Below are 24593 nucleotides of genomic sequence, written 5' to 3'. Positions count from 1 at the left end.
GCGGCCTGCGCAGCAGGGCCGGTCAGGATGTCTCAGGACGACAACCGGCTTATGCGAAAGGGCCAATGGGATGACGATTCTGGACAAGTTCCGGCTCGATGACAAAGTTGTCATCATCACCGGAGCATCGTCGGGCTTGGGCGTGTCATTCGCCGAGGCGTGTGCACAGGCGGGCGCCGATGTGGTGTTGGCAGCTCGACGGGCCGAAAAGCTCACGGCCACCGCTGAACTCGTCCGGAATGCAGGGCGGCGCGCACATCTCGTGCCCACCGACGTCACCGACCCTGAGCAGTGCGCCGCCCTCGTCGACGCGGCGATGCAGGAGTTCGGCCGGGTCGACGTGCTGGTCAACAACGCCGGCGTGGGCACCGCGGTGCCTGCCACCCGCGAAACCCCCGACGAGTTCCGCACCGTCGTGGACATCAACTTGCACGGGTCGTATTGGACCGCGCAGGCGTGCGGCAAAGTGATGCAGCCGGGCAGCTCGATCGTCAACATCTCCAGCGTGCTCGGCCTGACCACCGCGGGCCTGCCGCAGGCCGCGTACAGCGCCAGCAAGGCCGCCGTCATCGGGCTCACCCGTGATCTCGCTCAGCAGTGGGGATCGCGAAAAGGCATCCGCGTCAACGCGATTGCGCCCGGTTTTTTCCATTCGGAGATGACCGATCAGTACGTCCCCGGATATCTCGAGCGCACGCTGGAGCAGCGCGTGGTGTTGCAACGGGTCGGCGATCCCGACGAGCTCTCCGCGACGCTGATCTGGCTGGCCTCCGATGCGGGCGGCTATGTCACCGGGCAGACCATCGTCGTCGACGGCGGCGTGACGATCACCTAGCGGGCCACAGCCGCGCGGGCTATCGCGGCGTCGATTCCGACGGCGACCCACTTCTTTAGTGCGCGCCGGGTGCGCACATGCTCACCGTCGATGTGTAGCCAACCGCGGTAGGTCCGGCCCTTCATCTCCATTGGTTGCGCGCCAGTGGTTTTCAGAAACTGTTCCGATTCTGCGGGGTCGATGCGGACCATAAGGCCGCCTCGATTGCTGGCGACGACCGCCATTCGGTTCGCCACGAGAAAGGCCAACCCGCCGAACATCGGCTGCTCGCGCGCCGGCGTGTGCTCGCCGATCAGCTCCCGCACACGCGCGGCGAGCTCGGCGTCATAAGCCACTATGTCCCCCTTCGCAGGTGCCAGCCGCGGATCGCCGAGGCGAACTGGTCGGGGGCGTCGGATTGCACGAAATGGCCCGCCCCTTCGATGACGACCGTCTGATGGTCGGGGAAGGTCGCCTCCCAGCGCCGCAGCTCCTTGTCGCCGAACGCGATGTCGGCGTCGCCCCAGATGATGAGGGCCGGCAGCGCCGCCAGATCGGCGAGCCCGGCTTCGACTTCGGCGAGAAACGTTCGGCTGGCGGTGATTTCGCGGGGAAAGACCGCCGATGCCTCCCTGCGTGCGGAGCTGTCGAGGGCTTTGCGGTAGTGCGACATCTGCTCGCTGCTGGGTTTGGTCAAACGGTGGCCGGCGGGGATCATCACGTTGACGAACAAGTTGAACTGCCGGATCAACAACCGTCCGATCGGTCCGCCGACCACGTGAGACAGGACCTGGACACGGACGTCGTCCAGCGGCCAGGCCGACGTGTTGGCCAGGACCAACCGGTCGAAGGCTTCCGGGCGTCGTTGCACCGTCGCCATCCCGACGGGACCGCCCCAGTCATGCGCTACCAGCGTGACGTGATCCAGCGCGAGGCCATCGACGAACGCGACCATCACCTCGGCGTGCTCGGCAGGTAGATACCGGTAGCCGGGAGCCGCCGATGACAGTCCGAATCCCGGGTAATCGACGGCGATACAACGGAATTCGTCACACAGACGAGCGATGACGTCACGATAGACGAACGACCAGGCGGGGTTTCCGTGCAGAAACAGCAGTGTCGGTCCGGAGCCCTCGTCCACGTAGTGGACGGCGTGCCCGTCGATGTCGAGGAACCGGCTGTCGAATGGAAACAACCCGTTGTCGACCCAGGTGGGTCGTGCCGCAACCGTCATGGTCTTCATCTTCCACCCGGCTACTTGATATAGTCAAGTGCAATTGAGATTAACAAGTTGGAGTGAGCGATGAGCCGGGATTACGGCCAGTACTGCGGGCTCGCCCGCGCCCTCGACGTGGTGGGCGACCGGTGGAATCTGCTGATCGTGCGCCAGCTGCTGGTCGGGCCCGCCCGCTACCGCGAGTTGCAGGCCGGCCTATCCGGTATTGCCACAAACCTTCTGGCCGACCGACTTCGCGATCTGGAGGCCGCCGGCGTGGTCGAACGACGGTTGAGCGACGAGGGCAACGCCGTCACCTACGCCCTGACGCCATGGGGTGCCCAGCTTCGCGAGCCGATCGAAGGGCTGATCCGCTGGTCGACACCGCTGATGATCCGCGGACCCGAGGGCGACGAATTCCGCGCCGAGTGGCTGCTGCTCGCGCTGCCCGCCCTGTTCGCGCGCAGGGCGTCGACGGGCCGGTCCGCGACGGTCGGCATCGCGGTGGAGGGTGCGATGTTCGAGGTCCAGCGCAGCCCGGCGGGTGTGGACGTGGGCATGTCCGACGGTCGCGAGTTCGATGCGGTCCTGACGGCCGAGGCCGCGCTGGTGCTCGGGCTGGCCGCGGGCGTCCTCACCCTCGACGACGTCGCCGCGGTCGTCGACATCGAGGGTGACGAAGACGCCGTGCGGGCGATCTTCGAAGCGCCCGAACAGCTGGTGAGTCCCGAGGTCAGCCCGACGACATGACCTGACCAATCGTGGTGGAGCTAAGGGGAATCGAACCCCTGACCTACTCGATGCGAACGAGTCGACTTGGGCGTTTGTGGCGGTTGCTCAAGCGAACTCATGACGTCGTGGGCCAAGACGGGTTCTTCCGGTACGTCAGCGGTGGTGAGGAGGGGTCCGGCAAACGCTTCGAGATATGGCCCCTCGAAGGCTCGCCCGACGTAACCAAAGGCTGCATCCTGACTGTGGTAGCCGATGGTGAGGACGGCGAGCCGGGGGTGATCGAGAATCTCGGTCCCTTCCCGGACGAGGAAGCCGCTCAATTGGAAGCCGAGGTTCAGGACAGTTCCGGTTCGGTGTGACGCTAGAGATTAGGGATACCAGACGAGGCTCTGGTCGGGGCAAAGTCTCTGACCTCTAACCTTCTGCCAGCACTCGATAAATGGTGGCCCGACTAACGCCAAGCACCGCCGCAATCGTTGTCGCAGACTCTCCGCTCGCGCGCATCCGGTGCGCCAAAGCCGCTTTGGTGCTGTCTAGAGTTTTCGGACGACCGATTGAGAGCCCGCGTGCCCGACGCGCTTCTCGCGACGCGGCTCGCCGAGCCGCGCGAGGGCGTGCAGACGGTGTCGCTGGAAACCTACAACGGGTCGCAGGGGCCGGGCGGTCGACCTCACCGACTCGGTCGTGGAGAGCGCCAGCGCGGCCGTGCAGCCGTTCGAGTTCTCCTATGGCTCGGTGGCGGGCAAGCTGTTCGGTGCTCCGAGAGCGCGTCCGCGGGTTGAGCCTCACGATCCGCGACGAGGTCAACCGTGCAGCGGTCGAGGGGTGAGATACCCGAGTTGCTCGCCGAGGAGGTGCGCGCTGCGTGGCGGCACCGCGTCACCGTCGGCGGCGAGTGTTCGCGATGTGTCCTTCGGAGCCAAGGGATGTCGCCATGGCGCGGTAGCGATCCCGATAGTGCGATGGGCGGCCTGTTCACCAAGCGCCCGCCGACGCACCGCGGGCGCCCAAGGCCGCGACTAAGTCGTACCACGCCGAAATGAGCGAGATTGCAGTAGTGCACTACTGAGTTCGTCGCACCGCGCGTCAAGCGACGATTCGGATGGCGGAACTCGAACAACACGCTGGCCTTCGTTCCGCCGCGGCATGGATAGAGAGGAATGACGATGGGTACCGCAAAATACATCGGTCGCGTAGGGGCGTTGGCAGCGGCACTGGGAGTAGGGATTGCGCTCGCCGCTGCCCCGGTAGTGGCGTGGGCCGAGCCTGCTGATTCCGGCAGTTCGTCATCTCATGCATCGTCGTCTGACGGGTCGTCTCATGCGTCGTCGTCCGATGGGTCATCGACGGGCGCGGCGACCCCCGGACCCGCGGCCATGTCGGGCTCGTCGGACTCCACGCCGTCGACGGCGTCGGAATCGACCGAGAGGTCGACAGGATCGCCGGGCAGCAAGGTCACCTCATCATCGGGATCGTCTCAGCGCCCGACACGGTCAGCCGAGCCGGGTGTGGTGGTGAGTACCGGCGGCGCCCGAACCAGTTCCAACACAGAGGTGGATGCTGACACGACAGCATCCGAAAAGCACGAATCACCCGCTTCTTCGGAGGCGGCCATACCGACGGCAAGCACGCCTGGCGCACCCGAAACGTCCGCGGCCGACGCGCTCGCCGTGACCCAACCTCTCAGTAGTGAGAAAGCCAGCGCGGCAGACGTCACCTCTCGGCAGCCCACCTCGTGGTCGGCCGAGTCGGGCACGGGATCCGGACATGACACCCGCCTCTCGGCCTCGATGTCGGCACCCACGCCACAGGAGGTGCGCCTCACCATGATCGACGCGACGGAGGTCGTCAGCGACGCTGCTATGCAGCACGGCGCCGAGCCGCTTTTCGAAGCCGAGGTGGCGCTCAACACCTTCGACGCAGCACCGTCGTGGACAAATGCCGAACGTAATGCGGTGGTCACCGTACAAGCCGCGCCGACCGCGGCTGCGCCGCCCGATCAAGGGGGTATCGCGTCGGGCACGGTGACGAGTCTCGTCAACGCCGTCTTGAACCCGTTCGCCGCCGACGCTCCGGCCACGCCTGTCGAACCGCCAATGATGTGGACACTGCTGGCGTTTGTGCGCCGCGAAGTCGAGCCGACCGCCTCCAACGAGTCGCCGATCGTCAACCCGCTGGCCGGTCAAATCACCACCGGGCTCGTCACCGAAACCTCCACGCTCGACGCTCAGTCGATCGACCCGGTAATCACCGGCACCGCAGTATCCGCCCCGGCCCTGTCGGGCCTGATGGTAAACGCGCAGCTCGATGCCACCGCGGCGCCGGCCACATTCACCGGTCAACCATCGTTCCTGTCCCAGATCTTGTCGGCGGCTTTTCGAACTGTGAGTGTGGCCGGGGACCGTTCGGGTGTGGATCTCGTATTGGCGGTAACAGGGCTGCTACAGAGTGACAGCCCGCCGGCGCTCACCACAGTGGGACTGAACGTGCAGCGCACCGAGTTCGAGGGAATGCAGGTGTGGTCTTTGCAGTCCCCCGGATCATCCTCGGAAGAGATTGTTGTGGCCGTGCACGGTGGCGCGTTGGTTTTGCAGCCCATCCTCTTCCATTGGGTCGCTTACGCTCAAATCGCCCGGGACACTGGCGCCACCGTGATCGTGCCGATGTACCCCCTGGTGCCGCAGGGCGGCACCGCCGGCACGGTCGTGCCCGCCATGGCCAACCTGATCTCCGCGCAGATCGATCAGCACGGGGTCGAGAACGTGAGTGTGCTCGGCGACTCGGCCGGCGGCTATCTCGCGCTGGCCGCCGTGCAGGAAATAGTGCGTCGGGGCGACCCCGTGCCGTCGCGCATGGTGCTGATTTCACCGGGGCTCGATGCCACCATGAGTAACCCGGCCATTCAACTTGTCGACGATCCGGTCTTGTCGGGGGCTCAGACACTCTTGAGTGTGCGTAATGCTTCGCTGCTATGGGCCGATGGCCTCGATCTCACGGATCCACTGGTCAGTCCCCTGTTTGGGTCGCTGGCTGGGCTTCCGCCGACCGCGGTTTACGCCGGCAGCAACGACGCGGTCGTGCCCGATGTGCTGATTCTCCAAGAAAAGGCCTTGGCGACGCCGGGCGCCGACTTCACCTTCGTCCTGCGCACGGGTGAATTACACGACTGGGCAATCATCACGTACTTGCCTGAGACGCAAGCCGTTCTCCCAGACATCTACCGTCAGCTAGGCATTGTTACCTGAGTGGGTTGCACCGCGACCGAAAGCCGTGCTGGTTGGCCAGAATTCCGAAGCCAACCGTTGACGCGTAGATGCCAGGCTCGACGCGACTCAGGTGTAACCCATGAGGCGACATCACATGGTGGAGCTAAGGGGAATCGAACCCCTGACCTACTCGATGCGAACGAGTCGCGCTACCAACTGCGCCATAGCCCCTGGTACCGATAGCAGGCTACCAGCCTGCCTGCGGCGCCCGAAAATCGATAACGGAAGCTAGCTCCTACTGGCCTGCGGCCCGCGGTAGGTCAAACCCGCGGGCGAACGCCGTGTATTCCAGGTGCTCGAAGTCGGGATCCTCGTCGTCGATCTCCAGCACGACCGAGCCCGGGCGCCGAAGCCGCGACGGCACGACGTCGAGTTCACCGTCGTAGGTGTTTTCCACCCCGAGCCGCGACCGGGCCAGCCGCTGGGCCCTGCGACGCCGCAACCGCTCCTCGATCCGGGTCTGCCGGCGCAGATAGCCCAGATAGAGCACCGTGACACCGCCGACCGCGCCGCACAGCCACCACAGCGACGATGTCAGCGTCGCCGCCGCGATTGCCGACGCCACCAGCATCGCCGTCATCGCGGTCAGCATCCGCTTGCGGAACTTGTACTTGCGGGCACTCACGGCGGCGGCGGTCTTGGATTCGTGCCTGCGGCGCCGCGCGGCGCTCATCGAATCGGCGAGCTTCAGGTCCGTCTCCGACGGCGCCTCGAGCCCCGACGAATCGTCGACGTACTCGTACTCGTCGTCGGCGCCTTCGGACTCGTCGCGCGCCTCGGCGGGCTCGTCCCCGACGGGCTCGTCGAATTCCAGTGTCAGCTCGCCGGTTTCGGCCTCGTGCTCCTCGGCGTCCTCCATCGCGGATTCGCCGATGGGCAGCGCGCCGGAGTCCTCCCCGATGACGTCGACGTCGAGGTACTCCGGTTCCGCGTCGTGCTCGACGTCGACGACAGCCGCGCGCACCAGCGACCGCTCACCCGAGCGGGCCGGCTCGTCGTCGGCCGCGTCGTCGAGGTCGTTCAGGTCGTCCTCGGCGGGGCGCCAGTCGGGATCGCTGGCGTGGCCCGCCGCCGGACGGGGGCGCCGCAGCAGCCGGGCGTTGCGCCCGCTGTTGAGCACCCGCGTCGCCAGCGCCACGTCGCTGGTCCGGCGTACGGCGTCCCGCTTGCTGATCAGCATCGGCACCAGCACGAACAGCCAGAGGATGACGAGCGAGATCCACAGCAAAGATTGGGGGATGCTTGGCATTGCGCCTGCTCCTTTCCCCATCAGGCTAGGTCTGTGACCAGCGCATCCGTGGACGGCGCGCCGAGACAATTACACACCTGTAATTCACTGCTGACAAGCACCACCAGCCACAAATGTCACATTTGTAACAAGGTCGTGTCGCGAAATCTGCACGAGGGTTGCAATTTGGCCCCGCGCACAGCCCTCCTGCACATCTCGCGAAACCCACATCAGGGTCGCGATTGGCTCCGCACCCACAGCCCTGTCGTACATCTCGCGAAAACGGCGTCGGCGCGCCACGAAGCGGCTACGCCCAGGCTGCGCGACCCTGACGCACCAGCGTCGAGGCCGCCGAACCGTCGACCTCCTCGACGGTGATGGCGACCAACAGGTGGTCTCGCCACGCCCCATCGACGTCGAGGTAGCGGCGCAGCAGGCCTTCCTCGCGGAAGCCGACCTTCGCCAGCACCGCGCGGCTCGCGGCGTTCTCCGGCCGCACCGTCGCCTCGACGCGGTGCAGTGAGACCGGGCCGAAGCAGTGGTCGACGCCCAACGCCAACGCCGCGGTGGCCACCCCGCCGCCGGTGACCGAACTCGCCACCCAGTACCCGATCCATGCCGATCGCAGCGCACCGTGTGTCACGTTGCCGATCGTGAGCTGGCCGCAGAACTGGCCGTCCAGTTCGATGACGTACGGCAGCATGCGGCCCTTGCGGGCCTCCCCGCGCAATCCCGAGTACACCGTCGGCCACGCCGTAACGGCATGGCGGACATCCCAATCCATGCCGGTGGCGGGTTCCCACGGCTCCAGGTGGGCCCGGTCGGTCAACCGGATGCGGCTCCATTGCGCGCCGTCGCGCAGCCGGACCGGCCGAAGCCGCACCACCCCTGCGGCGACCCGAAGCGGCCCCACGGGCAGCGGCCAACCGGGATGTAGGGAACTGGACCGCCAGAAGTTCACGTCGGCCGCGCTGATCAGCCGCGCTGAGCCAGGAACGCGACGTCGACGATCTCGCCGGTGCGGATCTGTTCGGCCTCGGTCGGAACGATCACCAGACAGTTCGCCTCGGCGAGGGTGGCCAGCAGGTGTGACGACGCCCCCGGCGCGCCGCCGAGCGCCTGCACCAAGTACTCACCGGTGTCCTGATCGCGCATCAGCTGCCCGCGCAGATAGCCCTTGCGTCCGGGCACCGAGCTGATCGGCGACAGCGTCCTGGCCTGCACGATCCGTCGGTGCGCCTGGCGTCTGCCCAGCGACAACCGGATCAGCGGACGCACCATCACCTCGAACACCACCAACGCGCTGACCGGATTGGCCGGCAGCAGGAACACCGGAACGCCTTCGGGTCCGAGCTGGCCGAATCCCTGAACCGAGCCGGGATGCATCGCGATGCGGGTGACCTCCATGTCGCCCAGCTCGGAGAGCACCGACCGCACGCCTTCGGCCGCGATCCCACCGACCGCGCCCGCGATGACCACTGCCTCGGCGCGGTTGAGCTGGCCCTCCACCACTTCGCGCAGCTTCACCGGATCGGAGTCGACGATCCCGACGCGGTTCACCTCGGCACCGGCATCGCGGCCCGCGGCGGCCAGCGCATACGAGTTCACGTCGTACACCTGGCCATTGCCCGGCGTGCGGGAGATGTCGACCAGTTCACCGCCGACGCACATCACCGACAGCCGCGGCCGCGGATGCACCAGCACGCGTTCCCGCCCCACCGCGGCGAGCAGCCCGACCTGCGCCGGTCCGATGATGGTCCCTGCCCGCACGGCGACGTCACCGGGTTGCACGTCGTCGCCGGTGCGACGGACGTATGCCCCGGACCGCACGCCGCGCAGCACCCTGACCCGTGAGTCGCCGCCGTCGGTCCAGCGCAGCGGCAGCACCGCGTCGGCCAGCGTGGGCATCGGCGCCCCGGTCTGCACGCGCGCGGCCTGGCGCGGCTGCAACCGGCTGGGGGTGCGGGCGCCCGCCTCGATGTAGCCCATCACGGGCAGGCTGATCTCCTGCTCCGACGGGCCGCCGTCGGCGCCGTCTTCGGCGTCGTCGCGGTCCACCCCGAGCACGTCCACGCTGCGCACGGCGTAACCGTCGATGGCCGCCTGGTCGAACCCGGGCAGCGGGCGCTCGGTGACGACCTCCTCTGCGCACATCAGCCCCTGGGCCTCTGCGATCGCCACCCGGACCGGCCGGGGAGCCACCGCGGCGGACGCTACCCGAGCCTGCTGCTCCTCCACCGAACGCACTACACGCCTTTCTGCCTTGCGGGGCTTCCCCCATGTCGACGACCGGGCGCTGCGGCGCGTGGTTCTACTGTTCCGTCAAGCCCAGTCGTTCTACCAACCAGCGCCGCAATTCGGGCCCGTAATCGTCGCGCTCCAATGCAAAGTCAACCGCAGCCTTGAGGTAGCCGCCGGGATTTCCCAGGTCGTGTCGAGAGCCGCGATGCACGACCACATGCACGGGATGCCCCTCGTCGATCAACAGCGCAATCGCGTCGGTCAACTGAATTTCGCCGCCCGCCCCGGGTTTCACGCGCTTGATCGCGTCGAACACCGCGCGATCCAGGATGTAGCGGCCGGCGGCGGCATACGGGGACGGCGCGTCCTCGGCCTTGGGCTTCTCCACCATGCCCTTGACCCGCAACACGTCGGGATTGTCCGCGTCCGGAACGGTTTCGACGTCGAACACGCCGTAGGCGCTGATGTCCTCGCTGGGGACCTCGATCGCGCACAGCACCGAGCCGCCGCGCTTCCTTCGGACCTTCGCCATCGTCTCGAGCACGCCGCTCGGCACCACCAGGTCGTCGGGCAGCAGCACCGCGACGGCGTCTTCGTCGGGCCCCAGCACATCCTCGACGCAACTCACCGCGTGCCCGAGGCCGAGCGGTTCGGCCTGCACCACCGACTCGACCTTGATCAGTGCCGGTGCGCGCCGCACCTTCTCCAACATCGACTTCTTGCCGCGAGCCTCCAGCGTGCCTTCCAGCACCAGATCCTCGACGAAGTGGGCGACCACGCTGTCCTTGCCCTCGGACGTGACGATGATCAACCGCTCGGCGCCGGCCTCCGCTGCCTCCGCCGCCACCAGCTCGATGCCCGGGGTATCCACCACCGGCAGCAGCTCTTTGGGAACGGTCTTCGTCGCAGGCAGAAATCGCGTCCCCAGCCCAGCTGCCGGGACCACCGCCGTGAGCGGTATCGCTTTCGAATGCCGTGTCATCGTTCACACATTAACCCCCTTGCGGGTGGTTTAACCTCCCAAGGTTCCCGGTTTGGAGGCGGTGCGGTGGGCCTGACGAAAACCGAGCTGCGTGTCACGATCCTCGCGGCCCGGCGCGCGTTGCCGCCACATGAGCACGACGCCGACGCACACGCCTTGGTCACCCATCTCGACACCCTGGTGTCCGGGACCGAAACCGTATGCGCCTATGTGCCCGTCGGCTCCGAGCCGGGCTCGACCGAACTCGTCGATTCGTTGTATCGCCGAGGTGTCCGGGTGTTGCTTCCGGTGGCGCGCCACGACACCGCCGGCATCCCGCTGCCCCTGCAGTGGGGCGAGTACCGGCCGACCGGGTTGGTCGACGCGCGGTTCGGGCTGCGCGAGCCGGCGCCGCCGTGGCTGGGCGCCGACGCCATCGCCGAGGCGTCGACGATCCTGGTGCCCGCGCTTGCCGTCGACCGCGCCGGCACCCGGCTCGGCCGGGGCGCGGGGTTCTACGACCGGACGCTACGGCTGGCCGCGCCGGGGGCGCGGATCGTCGCGGTGGTGCGCGACGACGAACTCCTCGACGAATTGCCCGCCGAGCCGCACGACGTCCCGATGACCCACGCGCTGACGCCGCGCCGCGGCCTGGTCACCCTCGGCGAGACGGACGCGGGAATGACGCAGCCCACATAGCGGTTCTAGCACTTGACACGGTAGAGTGCTAAGTTGTTTGACCACCTCGGAGGTTCGCGTGCCCACCTATTCCTATGCGTGCACTGAATGCGACGACCGGTTCGATGCCGTGCAGTCCTTCAGCGACGCCACGCTGACCACATGCAAGAAGTGCAACGGCCGCCTGCGCAAGCTGTTCGGCAACGTGGGTGTGGTCTTCAAAGGCAGCGGGTTCTACCGGACCGACAGCCGCGAGTCGGGCAAGAGCTCCTCCAACGGCAAGCCGAGCGGCTCGACAAGCACCTCGTCGGAGAAGTCCGGATCGGGCAGCGACTCCAGTTCGAGTTCCTCCTCGTCGAGTTCGAGCTCGAGCTCGAGTTCCTCCTCGTCGAGTTCGGCGCCGGCCGCCGCGGCATCCAGCTAGCCTCCGGGAGTTATCCACAGGCGGGTCTCTGCTCGCACCATCACGGCCACCGGCTGCCTAATTTGGCGGTATGGGGGAATCTCTGAACCCGTCGGCGTTGAGCCGGCTCCGCGACGTACTGCGCCCTGACTGGGCCCGCACCCTGGCCGCCCGTCGCGTCGCGGCGGGAGTGCTCGTCGCGCTGGCCGCCGTCGCCGCTCTGCGTCCCGACCCCGACGACCGGCATGTCGACGTCGTCGTCGCCGCGCACGATCTGACGCCGGGCATGAAACTGGGCGCAGCGGATGTCGTAATCGAATCCCGCTCCGCCACAATGGTTCCCGACGGCGCACACGCTGATATGCGCGACGTCGTCGGCGCGACCCTGGCCGGCCCGGCCCGGCGCGGCGAAGCGCTCACCGATGTTCGATTGCTCGGTCCGCGGCTGGCCGAATCCGCTGCGGGCCCCAATGCGCGGATCGTGCCGTTACGCCTCGACGACCCGGCGCTACTGGACCTCGTGCGCCCGGGTGACGTCGTCGATGTGCTGACGGCCGGCGCGGAGACGACGGCGAAACCCAGCGTGGTCGCCAGGAACGCGGTCGTCGTGGTGGTCTCCGAAAAGCCGACGGGCCCCGGCAGCGGTGCCGACCGGGTGGTGCTGGTGGCGCTGCCCGCCCAGGCCGCGAACGAAGTCGCCGCGGCGACGCTGGTTTCCGCCGTGACCCTTACCTTCCACTGACCACGAAAACGCAGCGACCTCACGTCGATCCGCCGTCAGCACAGTTCCATCGGACTAACGTGGCATGTCTGTCAGCCATCACCACTGCCACGGAGGGATCGAGACCATGCTGAAGGGGTTCAAGGAATTTCTCGCCCGCGGAAACATCGTCGACCTGTCGGTCGCGGTGGTCATCGGCACGGCGTTCACCGGGCTGGTCACCCGCTTCACCGACAGCATCATCGAACCGTTGATCAATCGCGTTGGGGCGGGCGGTGAATCCGACTATGGGATTCTGCGGATCAACATCGGCGGCGGCGAGACCATCGATCTCAACGTCTTGTTGTCCGGCTTGATCAACTTCATTCTGGTGGCCGCGGTGGTCTATTTCCTCGTGGTGGTGCCCTACAACAGGCTGCGCAAGAGGGGTGAGGTCGAGCAGGCTCAGGACACCGAACTGTCGCTGCTGACCGAGATCCGCAACATCCTCGCCGAGACCAACGGGTCCTCAGGCAAGCACGTCAGCGGACCGGGTACCGGACCGAGTCCCGACACCGCCAAGACGACGAGCGCCGACAAGTCCTGACGCACAATGAAAACGGCCCCCGGAGTGTTCCGGGGGCCGTTGCCTGGGAGATTCTTCGCTTGCGTCAGTTCATGTTCCAGGGCTCACCGTAGGTGGTGACACTGTCACCGGCCGAGGAGATCAACCGGGCGAACGGACGCAACAACACACCACCTGCCGCGCCGGTCACCGTGCCATGAGCGTTGGATACCGCCACACCGCCCTCAGGACCCTTGACATCCACCGAGAACGTCGCGACCTCCTGAATGCCCGGGCCGTTACCCAGATCGGCGCTGATCGAAGCACCCGGGAACAGGTTCGGCGTGGTCAGGAAGCCGTACCCGAGGGCGTCGAGCGGACCCAGCACCAACGGCGCCTGGTCGAACAACACGTTCGGCGTGGTGTAGCTGAAGTTGATGCCCACCCCTAACGACCACGGAAAGCCGATCTGATAACCCAACTCCAACGTGCCTTCGAATTCCTCGGCGTCAGGGCCGGTCACGAGGTACTTGGCCCGACCGGAGTGAAACCATTCACGGGTAAGCCGGTTGCGGTCCAACGGAAACACACCGTTGAGGAAGGTATCCCACTGCTGGATCGTCAGCGTCCGGTCCTGACCATCAACCAGGCTCAGCTCATTGTCCAGGCCCGCATGAGAGGTGCCCGTACTCACGAACAGAGACGCGACGGCCGCAACCAACGCGATCAGCACCCGACTGATTGCCTTCATGATCTCCCTAGCTATGTCGACGCCAAGCCCGGCTGGCCCAGCGTGGGTTGTCCGCGCCCCGAGGAGCCCCATGTGGTGTGGATGAGAGACGCCACATGCTGCTCTTACGTTGTGCTCATCATTGACAGGAGGAACATAACGGTCGTTCGGTGAACCGGCAACGCGAGCGAGAGTGGCTCGCCTTCCGTTGCGGCGCCCGCGATCTCGGCGTGTCGTCGTTTTCGATGCCGCATCCGCGGTTGCGATTTCGCAAGCAATCGCGCCAGAACTGCACTTCGACATGGCGATTGCACCCCGGCGGCGTCAAGGCGTTCGCGCAAACGGATACGTTGCGCACCCGCACCCGTGGCCGCCGCTTGTGATCAAGACCACTTAGCCCACCTATTTTTGTTCACCGTGCGGCAATCCCGGCGACATATTGACGAAACCGACGAAAAACGGCCCCCGGAGTGTTCCGGGGGCCGTTGCCTGGGAGATTCTTCGCTTGCGTCAGTTCATGTTCCAGGGCTCACCGTAGGTGGTGACACTGTCCCCCGCCGAGGAGATCAGCCGGGCGAACGGACGCAACAACACGCCACCGGCCGCACCGGTCACCGTGCCGTGAGCGTTGGACACCGCCACACCGCCCTCCGGCCCCTTGACGTCCACCGAGAACGTCGCGACCTCCTGAATACCCGGACCGTTACCCAGATCGGCGCTGATCGAAGCACCCGGGAACAGGTTCGGCGTGGTCAGGAAGCCGTACCCTAGGGCGTCGAGCGGACCCAACACCAACGGCGCCTGGTCGAGCCCCTTGACGTCCACCGAGAACGTCGCGACCTCCTGAATACCCGGACCGTTACCCAGATCGGCGCTGATCGAAGCACCCGGGAACAGGTTCGGCGTGGTCAGGAAGCCGTACCCGAGGGCGTCGAGCGGACCCAGCACCAACGGCGCCTGGTCGAACAACACGTTCGGCGTGGTGTAGCTGAAGTTGATGCCCACCCCTAACGACCACGGAAAGCCGATCTGATAACCCAACTCCAACGTGCCCTCGAACTTATTGGCGTTGGGGCCGGTCACGAGGTACTTGGCCCGACCGGAGTGAAACCATTCACGGGTAAGCCGGTTGCGGTCCAACGGAAACACACCGTTGAGGAAGGTATCCCACTGCTGAATCGTCAGCGTCCGATCCTGACCATCAACCAGGCTCAGCTCATTGTCCAGGCCCGCGTGAGAGGTGCCTGTGCTCACGAACAGAGACGCGACGGCCGCAACCAACGCGATCAGCACCCGACTGATTGCCTTCATGATCTCCCTAGCTATGTCGACGCCATGCCCGACTGGCCCAGCGTGCGTTGTCCCGTTCGTGCCTGGCCGTACCGCTTACACCACACACGACTCAGCAGCCCCATGTGATGCGAATGAGAAACCCCACACGCGGTACTTACGTTTTGCTCAACCTTTGACAGGAGGAACATAACGGTCGGTCAATAACCCCGGCAACGAGTGATCGCCCGCAGCCTGCCGATTGTTACTGACCTCCCCGTTTACCCCACCTGCGCGCCGCCGAGTCGCCACTGGAGCGCGTGCCCAGCATAGGGGCTTGCATGGCTCGATCCGGCCGTACCCCGTGGGCAGGTCCCCGCCGCCGCGACCTCGGGTCGCCGGCCGTCGAGCGGTTCGGGGATCGCTGATCATTCGTGGTGGGGCGGCACGTTGTCGCGTAACCACCGCTCGTGGGCGCCGTCCTGGCCGCGCCGGGAAGTGTCGTCCTCGTCGCCTTCTTTGGATGGCAGGGGATCACCGAAGACCCTGTCGAGCTCCTCGCGCGACGGCTTGGGCGCGTCTCCCATCACGGATCCTTTGTTGTGATGAAGATCACATTTGATCGGTCGGCGGCTGACGAATACGTCAAATCTCCAGGCTGGAGAGCTGTCCGATGATCTGTGTCGCCAGCGGGCCCAACGTCGCCATCCCGTCGCGCACCGCGGCGCGGGAGCCGGCGATGTTGACCACCAGCGTGCTGCCCGAGACTCCCGCGAGCCCGCGGGAAACGCCGGCGTCCACGATGCCGGCCGACAAGCCCGAGGCGCGCAGCGCTTCGGAGATGCCGAGGAGCTCGCGGTCGAGGATCTCCCTGGTCGCCTCGGGCGTGACGTCACGCGGCGTGACCCCGGTTCCGCCGACCGAAACCACCAGGTCGACTCCGCCGATCACCGCCGTGTTCAACGCGTTGCGGATCTCGACCTCGTCGGCGGACACCACGACCACGCCGTCGACCACGAAGCCGGCCTCGCCGAGCAACTCGGTCACCAGCGGACCGCTGTGGTCCTCTTCGTCGCCGTGTGCGGTGCGGTCGTCGACGACGACGACCAGTGCTCGGCCCACCAACTCGCCCGGTTGTTCCATGAGTGCAACCGTATATGCGGACAGCGACATCGGCGCGGCCACTGTCAGCGTGGTCCCGCGGGGCCCGGTCCTCGTCGTGGCGGTCACTGTTGCGCCCTGCCGAGCGTGACCTGCACCGACTGCGGTTTGCCTGAGGCGTCCAGATACGTCAGCGTCACCTCATCACCCGGCGCCTTCGATCGGACCGCGGCCACCAGCGCGTCGGCGCTGTTGATGACCCGGCCGTCGACCTTGGTGACCACCACTCCGCTCGGCAGCCCGGCCGCGGCGGCGGCGCCGTCCCGGGTGACTTCCACGATCCGCGCGCCGTCGATGGACGCGTCGCTGGTGACCTGCACCCCCAGCGAGGCATGCGAGGCCGAGCCGCTCTTGATCAACTCGTCGGCGATGCGCTTGGCCTGGTCCACCGGGATCGCGAACCCGAGCCCGATCGATCCGCCGGCGGCCTGCGGGCCCGCGTCGCCGCCGAGCGTGGCGATGGCGGAGTTCACCCCGACCAGCTCGCCGTTCATGTTGACCAGAGCGCCACCGGAGTTGCCCGGGTTGATCGCCGCGTCGGTCTGAATCGCGTCGAGGACGGTGTTCTGGTTGCGCGCGTCACCGCCGGCCGCGACGGGCCGGTTGAGCGCGCTGATGATGCCGGTCGTGACCGTGCCCTCCAGGCCGAGCGGTGAGCCGATCGCCACGACGTCCTGGCCCACCCGCAGGTCGGCCGAGGATCCGATCGTGATGGGCGTCAGCCCGGACACGCCCTCGGCACGCACGACGGCGATATCGCTGCTCGGATCGGTGCCGACCACGCTGAACGAGGTGGTGTGGCCGTCGGAGAACGTCACCTTGGTCTCGGCATCGGCCGGCCCGCCGCGGGGCGCGGGCCCTGCCGCGGCCGAGATGACGTGGTTGTTGGTCAGGATCAACCCGTCCGGCGAAAGGATGATCCCGGAGCCCTCCTCGGACTGGCGGCCGAGATTGACCTCGAGCTTGACGACGCTGGGCACCACCTTCGCCGCGACCTGCTCGACGGAACCGGCGGGCAGGCTGGCGGCGGGCACGGTGGGCGCGGCGCCGGTGACCGAGGACGTCGCCGCGGGCCGATCCGGCTGGGCCAGCATCGCGACGCCACCGCCGATGCCGGCAGAGACCATCGCCACCGCGACGGCTCCTACTGTCAACACCCCTGCCCGCGAACGCTTTTCAGGGGGCGGCCCGGACGGCCCGCCGGCCATCGGCCGGTACGGGTCATAGGGCGCACGAAACGCCGCCGACTGCTGCTGTTGCTGCTGTGTCGCATAGCGCCAGTCGTACGGCTGCTGATAGGGGCCGGGCCGCTGAGCACCGGGGTAACCGGGTCCCCCGTTGTGATGGCCGCCGGGCCGACGACCCGCCGGCGGTGGCGGCGACGAATACCTCGGGTGGTTTGTCATGGCGCTGTGGTGCTCTTCTTTCTGTTACGGCGGCGTGCGTGCGGTCATCAGGTCAACGGTCGAGCGACGCCCAATGTGCCCAAGTGGGCTGAGAATCCACTTAGAGAATTTTCGGGACATGCTCTGAGTTGTGTTTGCCCGGTAACGCGCCCACTAATCATCGGCGACGGCGCGCCGGGCCACGTCGACGTCAGCGCGGCGTGTCGGTGTCGTCGGCAGGCATCGGCCGTCCGGGCAACACCACGTGCATCGCGGTGCCCGGCGGCTGTCCGCCGGGCACGGCGTCCTCCACCCACAGCGTGCCGCCGTGCTTGACGACGATCTGCTTGACGATCGCCAGCCCGAGCCCGGAGCCCGGCATCGCGCGGGCCGACGCGGACCGGAAGAACCGCTCGAACACCAATTGCCGTTCCTGCGGCGGTATCCCCGGGCCCTCGTCGCACACCACCAGCTCGGCGTGCAACGGATCGACCTGGGTCATCCGGATCACGACCCGTCCGCCGGGCGGGCTCCACTTCGCGGCGTTGTCCAGAAGGTTGAGCACGGCACGGCCCAGGCCGGCGCCGTCCCCGTAGACCTGCCACGGCGCCACCTGCACGTCGAAATCAATGTCATTGCGGCGGCGCCGAACCCGCTCGAGCGAACGGTCGATCACCTCGGCCATGTCGACCGGCTCGTGAATGACCACACCCGCGTCGTCCCGGGTCAGATCCACCAGATCGCCGACCAGCGTTGACAATTCCTGGATCTGGGCGATCACGTCGGCGCGCAGACCGGCCATCTCCTCATCAGGTAGCCGCGGCGCGCCCGGCGCCATCGACGCCATCAGAAGCTCGACGTTGGTGCGCAGCGACGTCAACGGCGTGCGCAGTTCGTGACCGGCGTCGGTGACCAACCGAGCCTGCCGTTCCCGCGACTCCGCAAGCGCCCGCAGCATCATGTTGAAAGCCTCTGTGAGCCTTGCGAGTTCATCACTACCGACGACGGGGATCGGCCGCAGGTCGTCGGTGCGGGCCACCCGTTCGGCCGCTTCGGTCAACCGCGCGACCGGGCGCAGACCCGCGCGGGCGACCGCGCCGCCTGCCATGGCGGCCACCGCCACACCGATCCCACCCACGATCGACAACACGGTGCCCAGCCGTTTGAGCACCTGGGTGGTCGGGGCCATGCTCTTGGAGATCAGCAGCGAGCTGTCGTTGGACAAGCGCATCGCCAGCACCCGCTGATGGTTGGCGGTCCGCAGCGACATGATCAGCTCGCCCCGCAGCACCGCCTTCTCGGGCTCACCCATCGGCAGGGTCTCACCCTGTTGGTTCGCCGTGTAGATCGCCCGGCCCGGGATCACGAGCATGGCGTTGACGTCGGAGTAGGCGGTGCCCTCGATCGCCTTGCTCGGGTCGACCTGCAGCGACCCGCTTTCGATCAGCAGCTGGGCCCGGCTGCGCAACTGGTTGTCCACGTCGTCGTAGAGCGCCCGCGACACCACCGCCCACACCGCGACGGCCATCAACACCACGACCATCGCGACCATCGACATGGCGAGCAACATCACCCGCCAGCGCAGTGAGACGGACTTGGTGGTCGGCACCGCCAGTGAGGGATCGGGCTGTGGCCGGAATCCGTAACTCGGGCCGGTCATCAGGGCGGGGTCTCGCGCAGCACATAACCCACCCCTCGAACGGTGTGGATCAGTCGCGGCTCTCCTTCGGCCTCTGTCTTTCGGCGGAGATATCCGACGTACACCTCCAGTGCGTTGCCGGACGTCGGGAAGTCGAAGCCCCACACTTCCTCGAGGATGCGGCTGCGGGTCAGCACGCGCCGCGGGTTCGCGATGAACATCTCGAGCAACGCGAACTCGGTGCGCGTCAGGCTGATCTGGCGCTGGCCGCGGGTGACCTCGCGAGTGACCGGATCCAGCGTCAGATCCGAGAAGGTCAACGCGGGCGACTCTTCGCCGTCGTCGGAGGTGGTGCGCCGCAGCAGCGCGCGCATGCGGGCCAGCAACTCCTCGAGGGCGAACGGCTTGGGCAGGTAGTCGTCGGCGCCGGCGTCCAGCCCGGCCACCCGTTCCGAGACAGAGTCGCGCGCGGTCAACACCAGGATCGGCAGGTCGTCGCCGGTGCTGCGCAGCCGCCGGCACACCTCCAGGCCGTCCAGCCGAGGCATCATCACGTCGAGCACCAGGGCATCGGGCCGGTCGCTGGCGATCACGTCGAGAGCCTCGACACCGTCCTGGGCGAGTTCGACCGAATATCCGTTGAACGACAGCGAGCGGCGCAGGGATTCGCGCACCGCGCGATCGTCGTCGACGACTAATATGCGCACAGCCACAGTGTCATCTCCCTATCTGAGAGAGACCTGAGAGGCGCGCCGGGCCAACTAGCGGCGGTCGAGGTCGATCAGGCCGAGGCGGGCAGCCTTGAGCAGCCGCCGCGGCACCTTGTGCTCGCGGCCCGAGACGGTGACGCTGACCAGCTCAGGACGCTTGGCCTTCCACTGGGCGCGACGGCTACGGGTGTTCGCGCGCGACACTCTGCGCTTGGGCACAGCCATGATCGAAGTCTCCTCGTGAGGGGGTCACCGGCCGAGCCGGAAGTCCAACTTGCGCCGCGGGAGGTGTCCAGCGCCGACAATTGTCCTTCAGGATAGCCTCCACGCTGCGTAGCCTCCAAAATTGCGGGAGTGCCTTGACGCGATACCGCTGGTAATCGCTAACCTACCGGTTGGTCGGCACGGCACGCCGGTGACGCGATGGGAGGCCTGGTGACTGGTCCGGTCCGCATCGGCAACTGCTCGGGGTTCTACGGCGATCGGCTGTCGGCAATGCAGGAGATGCTGACCGGCGGCGATCTGGACTACCTCACCGGCGACTATCTGGCCGAGCTGACCATGTTGATCCTGGCCCGCGACCGCGCGAAGGCGCCCGAGCGCGGCTATGCCAAAACCTTCCTCAAGCAGCTCGAGGAGTGTCTGGGTCTGGCGCTGGACCGCGGTGTGCGCATCGTCGCGAACGCGGGCGGGCTCAACCCCGCGGGCCTGGCGGACGCGGTGCGCGGGCTGGCCCAACGGCTGGGGTTGACGGTGAACGTGGCCCACGTCGAGGGCGACGACCTGCTGCCCAGGGCCGACGAGCTCGGCTTCGGCCCGGTGTTGGCCGCCAACGCCTACCTCGGCGCGTGGGGCATCGCCGAGTGCCTGAACGCCGGCGCCGACGTCGTGGTCACCGGCCGGGTGACCGACGCGTCGGTGATCGTCGGGCCGGCCGCCGCGCACCACGGATGGCAGCGCACCGACTATCACCGGCTGGCCGGTGCGATCGCCGCCGGCCATGTCATCGAATGCGGCGCGCAGGCCACCGGCGGCAACTACGCGTTCTTCGCGCGAGACTTCCCGGACCTCACGGCGTTGATCCGTCCCGGGTTTCCGCTGGCCGAGATCCACCCCGACGGGTCATCGGTCATCACCAAGCACCCCGGCACCGGAGGCGCGGTCACCGTCGACACCGTCACGGCGCAACTGCTCTACGAGATCACCGGCGCGCGGTACGCCAACCCGGATGCGACGCTGCGGGTCGACACCATCGAGCTGTGCCCCGACGGCCCGGACCGGGTGCGGATCAGCGGGGTGCGCGGCGAGCCGCCACCGCCGACCCTGAAGGTGTCGCTCAACAGCATCGGCGGGTTCCGCAACGAGATGACGTTGGTGCTCACCGGGCTGGACATCGAAGCCAAGGCCGAGCTGGTGCGCAGGCAGCTGGAGAGCAGCATCACGGTCAGACCCGCGCAGATGGAGTGGACGCTGGCGCGCACCGACCATGTGGATGCCGACACCGAGGAAACCGCCAGCGCGCTGCTGCGGTGCGTGGTACGCGACCCGGACCCAGCCAACGTTGGGCGCAAGTTCTCCTCTGCCGCAGTGGAACTCGCGTTGTCGAGCTACCCGGGCTTTCATGCCACCAGCCCGCCGGGCGACGGTCAGGTCTACGGAGTGTTCCGGCCGGCGTTCGTCGCGGCCGGCGACGTGCCACACGTCGCCGTGCACGCCGACGGCACCCGCGTCGACATCGCGCCCGCCACACAGACCTTGGAGCTCACGCCGGTCCCTCCGTTCGCGTTGCCGGAGCCACTGCCGTTCGGGGAGACCCGACGGGTGCCGCTCGGCACGATCGCCGGCGCTCGCAGCGGCGACAAGGGCGGCAGCGCGAACGTAGGAGTGTGGGTGCGGACCGACCCGCAGTGGCGCTGGCTGGTCCACGCACTGACCGTGGACAAGCTGCGCGAATTACTGCCGGAGACAGCGGATTTGCCGGTCACCAGGCACGTGCTGCCCAACCTGCGGGCGGTCAACTTCGTCATCGAGGACGTCCTCGGCGAGGGCGTGGCGTACCAGGCCAGGTTCGACCCGCAGGCCAAAGCGCTCGGCGAGTGGCTGCGCAGCAGGCACATCGAGATACCCGAGGAGTTGTTGGATTGAGCATCTGGCACACCCCCGAACGCGAACAACTGCGAAAGACGGTGCGCGCGTTCGCCGAACGGGAGATCTTGCCGCACGTCGACGAGTGGGAGCGCAGCGGCGAGCTGCCTCGCGAACTGCACCGCAAGGCCGGCGAGGCCGGGTTGCTCGGCGCGGGGTTTCCCGAGTCGGTCGGCGGGGGCGGCGGCGACGGTGCGGACGCGGTGATCATCTGCGAGGAGATGCACCAGGCGGGGTGTCCCGGCGGAGTGTTCGCGTCGCTGTTCACCTGCGGTATCTCGGTGCCGCACATGATCGCATCCGGCGACCGACGGCTGATCGACACCTATGTGCGGCCCACGCTGCGCGGCGAGCTGATCGGCAGCCTCGCGATCACCGAACCCGGCGGCGGCTCCGACGTCGGCCATCTGACCACCCGCGCGGAACGTGACGGCGACGACTACCTCGTCAACGGCGCCAAGACCTACATCACCTCCGGGGTGCGGGCCGATTACGTCGTCACCGCGGTACGCACCGGTGGGCCTGGCGCGGCCGGGATTTCGTTGATCGTGGTCGACAAGAACACACCCGGCTTCGCGGTCACTCGCAAGCTCGACAAGATGGGCTGGCGGTCCTCCGACACCGCCGAGTTGTCCTACACCGATGTGCGGGTTCCGGCCGCCAACCTGATCGGTGCGGAGAACTCCGGGTTCCTCCAGATCGCCGGAGCGTTCGTCGCCGAACGCGTCGGGCTGGCCGCGCAGGCCTACGCCAGCGCCCAGCGCTGTCTTGATCTGACCGTTGCGTGGTGTCGCGACCGGGAGACCTTCGGCAGGCCGCTGATCTCGCGTCAGCAGGTGCAGAACACGTTGGCGGAGATGGCCCGTCGCATCGACGTGGCACGCGTGTACACCCATCACGTGGTCGAACGGCAGCTGGCGGGCGACCCCAACCTGATCGCGGCGGTCTGCTTCGCGAAGAACACCGCGGTGGAGGCCGGTGAATGGGTGGCCAACCAGGCGGTGCAGTTGTTCGGCGGCATGGGCTACATGGCCGAGTCCGAAATCGAACGGCAGTACCGCGACATGCGGATCCTGGGCATCGGCGGCGGCACCACCGAGATCCTCACCGCGCTGGCCGCCAAGACGTTGGGATTCCAATCATGACGGCGCTGCGCTCCACCCTGGACCCGAGCTCCCCCGCCTACAGCGAGGCGGCGGAGGCGATGACCGCCAAGCTGGCCGAGCTGGACGCCGAGCACGCCAAGGCGCTCGCCGGCGGCGGCGAGAAGTACGTCGCGCGGCACCACGACCGCGGCAAGCTCACCGCGCGCGAACGCATCGAACTGCTCGTCGACCCGGACTCCCCGTTTCTGGAGCTGAGCCCGCTGGCCGCCTACGGCAGCGACTTCACGGTCGGCGCCAGCGTTGTCACCGGGATCGGCGCGGTGAGCGGCGTCGAGTGCATGCTGGTGGCCAACGACCCGACCGTCAAGGGCGGCACCAGCAACCCGTGGACCTTGAAGAAGGTGTTGCGGGCCAACCAGATTGCCCTGGAGAACCGGTTGCCGCTGATCTCGCTGGTGGAGTCCGGCGGGGCCGACCTGCCCACGCAGAAGGAGATCTTCATCCCCGGCGGGCAGATGTTCCGCGACCTCACCCGGCTCTCCGCGGCCGGAACCCCGACGATCGCGCTGGTCTTCGGCAACTCGACCGCGGGCGGCGCCTACATTCCCGGGATGTCCGACCACGTCGTGATGATCAAGGAACGCTCGAAGGTGTTCCTAGCCGGACCGCCGCTGGTGAAGATGGCCACCGGTGAGGAATCCGACGACGAATCGCTCGGCGGCGCCGAGATGCACGCCCGCACATCGGGTCTGGCCGACTACTTCGCCGTCGACGAGCCGGATGCGATCCGGATCGGCCGGCGCATCGTGGCGCGGCTGAACTGGCGCAAGCACGGCCCGACCCCTCGCCCGGTCACCGAGCCGCTGTTCGACACCGAGGAACTCCTCGGCATCGTGCCCGCTGATCTGCGGGTGCCGTTCGACCCGCGCGAGGTGATCGCCCGCATCGTCGACGGCTCCGAGTTCGACGAGTTCAAGGCGCTCTACGGGTCATCGCTGGTGACCGGATGGGCGACGCTGCACGGATATCCGGTCGGCATCCTGGCCAATCACCGCGGCGTGCTGTTCTCCGAGGAGTCCCAGAAGGCCACCCAGTTCATCCAGCTGGCCAACCGCGCCGACACGCCACTGTTGTTCCTGCACAACACCACCGGATACATGGTCGGCAAGGCCTACGAGGAAGGCGGGATGATCAAGCACGGGTCGATGATGATTAACGCCGTCTCCAACTCCACCGTCCCGCACATCTCCCTGCTGATCGGCGCCTCGTACGGTGCGGGCCACTATGGCATGTGCGGACGCGCCTACGATCCGCGGTTCCTGTTCGCCTGGCCCAGCGCGAAGTCGGCGGTGATGGGCGGAACGCAGTTGGCCGGTGTGCTCTCCATCGTCAGCCGGGCCGCCGCCGAAGCCCGCGGCCAGCAGTTCGACGAGGACGCCGACGCCGCCCTCCGCGCCGCGGTAGAGGCTCAGATCGAGGCCGAGTCGCTGCCGATGTTCTTGAGCGGCCGCCTCTATGACGACGGGGTGATCGATCCGCGCGATACCCGCACCGTGTTGGGAATGTGTCTGTCCGCCATCGCCAATGGCCCGATCAAGGGGACGTCGAACTTCGGCGTCTTCCGGATGTGAGGCACTCATGATC

General features: G+C 67.3%; 27 protein-coding genes, 1 tRNA gene and 1 pseudogene. 12 read left to right on the top strand and 17 right to left on the bottom strand.

The features are described from left to right. The first annotated feature begins 70 nt into the window (after positions 1–70). Positions 71–835, top strand: coding sequence for an SDR family NAD(P)-dependent oxidoreductase (locus MELE44368_RS09345; RefSeq protein WP_128108233.1), 765 nt, complete (start codon positions 71–73; stop codon positions 833–835). Here MELE44368_RS09345 and MELE44368_RS09340 read toward each other — a convergent pair. Continuing rightward, positions 832–1170: a TfoX/Sxy family protein gene (locus tag MELE44368_RS09340; RefSeq protein WP_128108232.1), complete on the bottom strand. Its 339-nt coding sequence runs from the start codon at positions 1168–1170 to the stop codon at positions 832–834. The two genes, MELE44368_RS09345 and MELE44368_RS09340, sit on opposite strands and share 4 nt — an antisense overlap. After that, positions 1170–2048 carry an alpha/beta fold hydrolase gene (locus MELE44368_RS09335; RefSeq protein WP_128108231.1) on the bottom strand — a complete coding sequence of 293 codons (879 nt, stop codon included), beginning with the start codon at positions 2046–2048 and terminating at the stop codon, positions 1170–1172. The genes MELE44368_RS09340 and MELE44368_RS09335 overlap by 1 nt, the downstream gene beginning before the upstream one ends. Positions 2049–2117: 69 nt before the next feature. Here MELE44368_RS09335 and MELE44368_RS09330 point away from each other — a divergent pair, with 69 nt between their 5' ends. Together MELE44368_RS09330 and MELE44368_RS09320 are read left to right on the top strand one after the other, a co-directional pair. Continuing rightward, entirely contained in the window at positions 2118–2780 is a 663-nt protein-coding gene (locus MELE44368_RS09330) for a winged helix-turn-helix transcriptional regulator (RefSeq protein ID WP_128108230.1), read from the top strand. 74 nt (positions 2781–2854) lie between these two features. Further along, positions 2855–3121, top strand: coding sequence for a hypothetical protein (locus MELE44368_RS09320; protein WP_128108229.1), 267 nt, complete (start codon positions 2855–2857; stop codon positions 3119–3121). A gap of 55 nt (positions 3122–3176) precedes the next feature. Here MELE44368_RS09320 and MELE44368_RS09315 read toward each other — a convergent pair. Together MELE44368_RS09315 and MELE44368_RS26585 are read right to left on the bottom strand one after the other, a co-directional pair. Next, positions 3177–3362, bottom strand: a pseudogene (locus tag MELE44368_RS09315) (helix-turn-helix domain-containing protein); the annotation flags it as partial. A 718-nt stretch (positions 3363–4080) separates the two neighbouring features. Beyond that, a complete protein-coding gene (locus MELE44368_RS26585; protein WP_164890069.1) occupies positions 4081–4221 on the bottom strand; it encodes a hypothetical protein in 141 nt (46 codons plus the stop codon). Positions 4222–4588: 367 nt separating this feature from the next. Between MELE44368_RS26585 and MELE44368_RS09310 the strand changes: the two genes are divergently transcribed. Beyond that, entirely contained in the window at positions 4589–6007 is a 1419-nt protein-coding gene (locus MELE44368_RS09310; RefSeq protein WP_164890068.1) for an alpha/beta hydrolase fold domain-containing protein, read from the top strand. 116 nt (positions 6008–6123) lie between these two features. Here the strand turns inward: MELE44368_RS09310 and MELE44368_RS09305 are convergent. The 5 genes from MELE44368_RS09305 to MELE44368_RS09285 form a co-directional block, all read right to left on the bottom strand. Beyond that, a tRNA-Ala gene (locus tag MELE44368_RS09305) sits at positions 6124–6199 on the bottom strand. 64 nt (positions 6200–6263) lie between these two features. Beyond that, positions 6264–7277, bottom strand: coding sequence for a divisome protein SepX/GlpR (gene sepX, locus MELE44368_RS09300; protein ID WP_046753753.1), 1014 nt, complete (start codon positions 7275–7277; stop codon positions 6264–6266). Positions 7278–7563: 286 nt separating this feature from the next. Further along, entirely contained in the window at positions 7564–8217 is a 654-nt protein-coding gene (locus MELE44368_RS09295) for a GNAT family N-acetyltransferase (RefSeq protein ID WP_083042246.1), read from the bottom strand. 14 nt (positions 8218–8231) lie between these two features. Continuing rightward, positions 8232–9503 (bottom strand): molybdotransferase-like divisome protein Glp, encoded by a 1272-nt coding sequence (gene glp / locus MELE44368_RS09290; protein WP_064889963.1) that lies wholly within the window; start codon positions 9501–9503, stop codon positions 8232–8234. A 64-nt stretch (positions 9504–9567) separates the two neighbouring features. Further along, entirely contained in the window at positions 9568–10479 is a 912-nt protein-coding gene (locus tag MELE44368_RS09285) for a UTP--glucose-1-phosphate uridylyltransferase (RefSeq protein WP_083042247.1), read from the bottom strand. Positions 10480–10545: 66 nt separating this feature from the next. Here MELE44368_RS09285 and MELE44368_RS09280 point away from each other — a divergent pair, with 66 nt between their 5' ends. The 4 genes from MELE44368_RS09280 to mscL all read left to right on the top strand — a co-directional run bounded on the left by MELE44368_RS09280 (position 10546) and on the right by mscL (position 12846). Further along, positions 10546–11157, top strand: a complete 612-nt coding sequence (locus tag MELE44368_RS09280) for a 5-formyltetrahydrofolate cyclo-ligase (protein ID WP_064889961.1) — start codon at positions 10546–10548, stop codon at positions 11155–11157. Between the two features lie 58 nt (positions 11158–11215). Further along, positions 11216–11560 carry an FmdB family zinc ribbon protein gene (locus tag MELE44368_RS09275; protein WP_064889959.1) on the top strand — a complete coding sequence of 115 codons (345 nt, stop codon included), beginning with the start codon at positions 11216–11218 and terminating at the stop codon, positions 11558–11560. A 70-nt stretch (positions 11561–11630) separates the two neighbouring features. Further along, on the top strand, positions 11631–12281 hold the full coding sequence (locus MELE44368_RS09270) for an SAF domain-containing protein (RefSeq protein ID WP_046749888.1): 651 nt from the start codon (positions 11631–11633) through the stop codon (positions 12279–12281). A 106-nt stretch (positions 12282–12387) separates the two neighbouring features. Continuing rightward, positions 12388–12846: a large-conductance mechanosensitive channel protein MscL gene (gene mscL / locus MELE44368_RS09265; protein ID WP_046749889.1), complete on the top strand. Its 459-nt coding sequence runs from the start codon at positions 12388–12390 to the stop codon at positions 12844–12846. 64 nt (positions 12847–12910) lie between these two features. Here the strand turns inward: mscL and MELE44368_RS09260 are convergent, their stop codons facing one another. Next, a complete protein-coding gene (locus MELE44368_RS09260) occupies positions 12911–13555 on the bottom strand; it encodes a porin MspA (protein ID WP_128108227.1) in 645 nt (214 codons plus the stop codon). Between the two features lie 149 nt (positions 13556–13704). Between MELE44368_RS09260 and MELE44368_RS09255 the strand changes: the two genes are divergently transcribed. Further along, on the top strand, positions 13705–13917 hold the full coding sequence (locus MELE44368_RS09255; protein ID WP_128108226.1) for a hypothetical protein: 213 nt from the start codon (positions 13705–13707) through the stop codon (positions 13915–13917). A gap of 127 nt (positions 13918–14044) precedes the next feature. On the opposite strand, the gene MELE44368_RS09250 is transcribed toward MELE44368_RS09255, so the two are convergent. The 7 genes from MELE44368_RS09250 to rpmF form a co-directional block, all read right to left on the bottom strand. After that, positions 14045–14845: a porin MspA gene (locus MELE44368_RS09250; RefSeq protein ID WP_128108225.1), complete on the bottom strand. Its 801-nt coding sequence runs from the start codon at positions 14843–14845 to the stop codon at positions 14045–14047. Between the two features lie 386 nt (positions 14846–15231). After that, positions 15232–15390 (bottom strand): hypothetical protein, encoded by a 159-nt coding sequence (locus MELE44368_RS26580; protein ID WP_157861345.1) that lies wholly within the window; start codon positions 15388–15390, stop codon positions 15232–15234. A gap of 58 nt (positions 15391–15448) precedes the next feature. After that, on the bottom strand, positions 15449–15994 hold the full coding sequence (locus MELE44368_RS09245) for a MogA/MoaB family molybdenum cofactor biosynthesis protein (protein ID WP_407662023.1): 546 nt from the start codon (positions 15992–15994) through the stop codon (positions 15449–15451). Positions 15995–16029: 35 nt separating this feature from the next. Then, a complete protein-coding gene (locus tag MELE44368_RS09240; protein ID WP_046749892.1) occupies positions 16030–17370 on the bottom strand; it encodes a S1C family serine protease in 1341 nt (446 codons plus the stop codon). Between the two features lie 190 nt (positions 17371–17560). Beyond that, a complete protein-coding gene (locus tag MELE44368_RS09235; RefSeq protein WP_046749893.1) occupies positions 17561–19009 on the bottom strand; it encodes a HAMP domain-containing sensor histidine kinase in 1449 nt (482 codons plus the stop codon). Then, positions 19009–19695: a response regulator transcription factor gene (locus MELE44368_RS09230; RefSeq protein WP_046750049.1), complete on the bottom strand. Its 687-nt coding sequence runs from the start codon at positions 19693–19695 to the stop codon at positions 19009–19011. The genes MELE44368_RS09235 and MELE44368_RS09230 overlap by 1 nt, the downstream gene beginning before the upstream one ends. Before the next feature lie 54 nt (positions 19696–19749). Then, positions 19750–19923: a 50S ribosomal protein L32 gene (rpmF, locus tag MELE44368_RS09225; protein WP_046749894.1), complete on the bottom strand. Its 174-nt coding sequence runs from the start codon at positions 19921–19923 to the stop codon at positions 19750–19752. A gap of 198 nt (positions 19924–20121) precedes the next feature. Between rpmF and MELE44368_RS09220 the strand changes: the two genes are divergently transcribed. The 3 genes from MELE44368_RS09220 to MELE44368_RS09210 are packed head-to-tail and all read left to right on the top strand — an operon-like array spanning position 20122 to position 24580. After that, positions 20122–21843, top strand: coding sequence for an acyclic terpene utilization AtuA family protein (locus MELE44368_RS09220; RefSeq protein ID WP_046749895.1), 1722 nt, complete (start codon positions 20122–20124; stop codon positions 21841–21843). Beyond that, on the top strand, positions 21840–22988 hold the full coding sequence (locus MELE44368_RS09215; protein WP_128108224.1) for an acyl-CoA dehydrogenase family protein: 1149 nt from the start codon (positions 21840–21842) through the stop codon (positions 22986–22988). The genes MELE44368_RS09220 and MELE44368_RS09215 overlap by 4 nt, the downstream gene beginning before the upstream one ends. Further along, the gene (locus MELE44368_RS09210; protein WP_128108223.1) at positions 22985–24580 is read left to right on the top strand and encodes an acyl-CoA carboxylase subunit beta; all 1596 of its coding nucleotides are present in this window, start codon (positions 22985–22987) and stop codon (positions 24578–24580) included. The genes MELE44368_RS09215 and MELE44368_RS09210 overlap by 4 nt, the downstream gene beginning before the upstream one ends. Positions 24581–24593: the final 13 nt, after the last annotated feature.

This window comes from Mycolicibacterium elephantis DSM 44368 (assembly GCF_004014805.1).
Classification (GTDB): domain Bacteria; phylum Actinomycetota; class Actinomycetes; order Mycobacteriales; family Mycobacteriaceae; genus Mycobacterium; species Mycobacterium elephantis.
This window is presented reverse-complemented; position numbering and strand designations above follow the sequence as displayed.

Excerpts from the sequence above, each read along its gene's own strand:
- MELE44368_RS09345 (WP_128108233.1), top strand. The coding sequence starts at position 71 with ATGACGATTCTGGACAAGTTCCGGCTCGATGACAAAGTTGTCATCATC.
- MELE44368_RS09335 (WP_128108231.1), bottom strand. The coding sequence starts at position 2,048 with ATGACGGTTGCGGCACGACCCACCTGGGTCGACAACGGGTTGTTTCCA.
- MELE44368_RS09330 (WP_128108230.1), top strand. The coding sequence starts at position 2,118 with ATGAGCCGGGATTACGGCCAGTACTGCGGGCTCGCCCGCGCCCTCGAC.
- MELE44368_RS09310 (WP_164890068.1), top strand. The coding sequence starts at position 4,589 with ATGATCGACGCGACGGAGGTCGTCAGCGACGCTGCTATGCAGCACGGC.
- sepX (WP_046753753.1), bottom strand. The coding sequence starts at position 7,277 with ATGCCAAGCATCCCCCAATCTTTGCTGTGGATCTCGCTCGTCATCCTC.
- MELE44368_RS09285 (WP_083042247.1), bottom strand. The coding sequence starts at position 10,479 with ATGACACGGCATTCGAAAGCGATACCGCTCACGGCGGTGGTCCCGGCA.
- MELE44368_RS09270 (WP_046749888.1), top strand. The coding sequence starts at position 11,631 with ATGGGGGAATCTCTGAACCCGTCGGCGTTGAGCCGGCTCCGCGACGTA.
- mscL (WP_046749889.1), top strand. The coding sequence starts at position 12,388 with ATGCTGAAGGGGTTCAAGGAATTTCTCGCCCGCGGAAACATCGTCGAC.
- MELE44368_RS09260 (WP_128108227.1), bottom strand. The coding sequence starts at position 13,555 with ATGAAGGCAATCAGTCGGGTGCTGATCGCGTTGGTTGCGGCCGTCGCG.
- MELE44368_RS09250 (WP_128108225.1), bottom strand. The coding sequence starts at position 14,845 with ATGAAGGCAATCAGTCGGGTGCTGATCGCGTTGGTTGCGGCCGTCGCG.
- MELE44368_RS26580 (WP_157861345.1), bottom strand. The coding sequence starts at position 15,390 with ATGGGAGACGCGCCCAAGCCGTCGCGCGAGGAGCTCGACAGGGTCTTC.
- MELE44368_RS09240 (WP_046749892.1), bottom strand. The coding sequence starts at position 17,370 with ATGACAAACCACCCGAGGTATTCGTCGCCGCCACCGCCGGCGGGTCGT.
- MELE44368_RS09235 (WP_046749893.1), bottom strand. The coding sequence starts at position 19,009 with ATGACCGGCCCGAGTTACGGATTCCGGCCACAGCCCGATCCCTCACTG.
- rpmF (WP_046749894.1), bottom strand. The coding sequence starts at position 19,923 with ATGGCTGTGCCCAAGCGCAGAGTGTCGCGCGCGAACACCCGTAGCCGT.
- MELE44368_RS09220 (WP_046749895.1), top strand. The coding sequence starts at position 20,122 with ATGGGAGGCCTGGTGACTGGTCCGGTCCGCATCGGCAACTGCTCGGGG.
- MELE44368_RS09210 (WP_128108223.1), top strand. The coding sequence starts at position 22,985 with ATGACGGCGCTGCGCTCCACCCTGGACCCGAGCTCCCCCGCCTACAGC.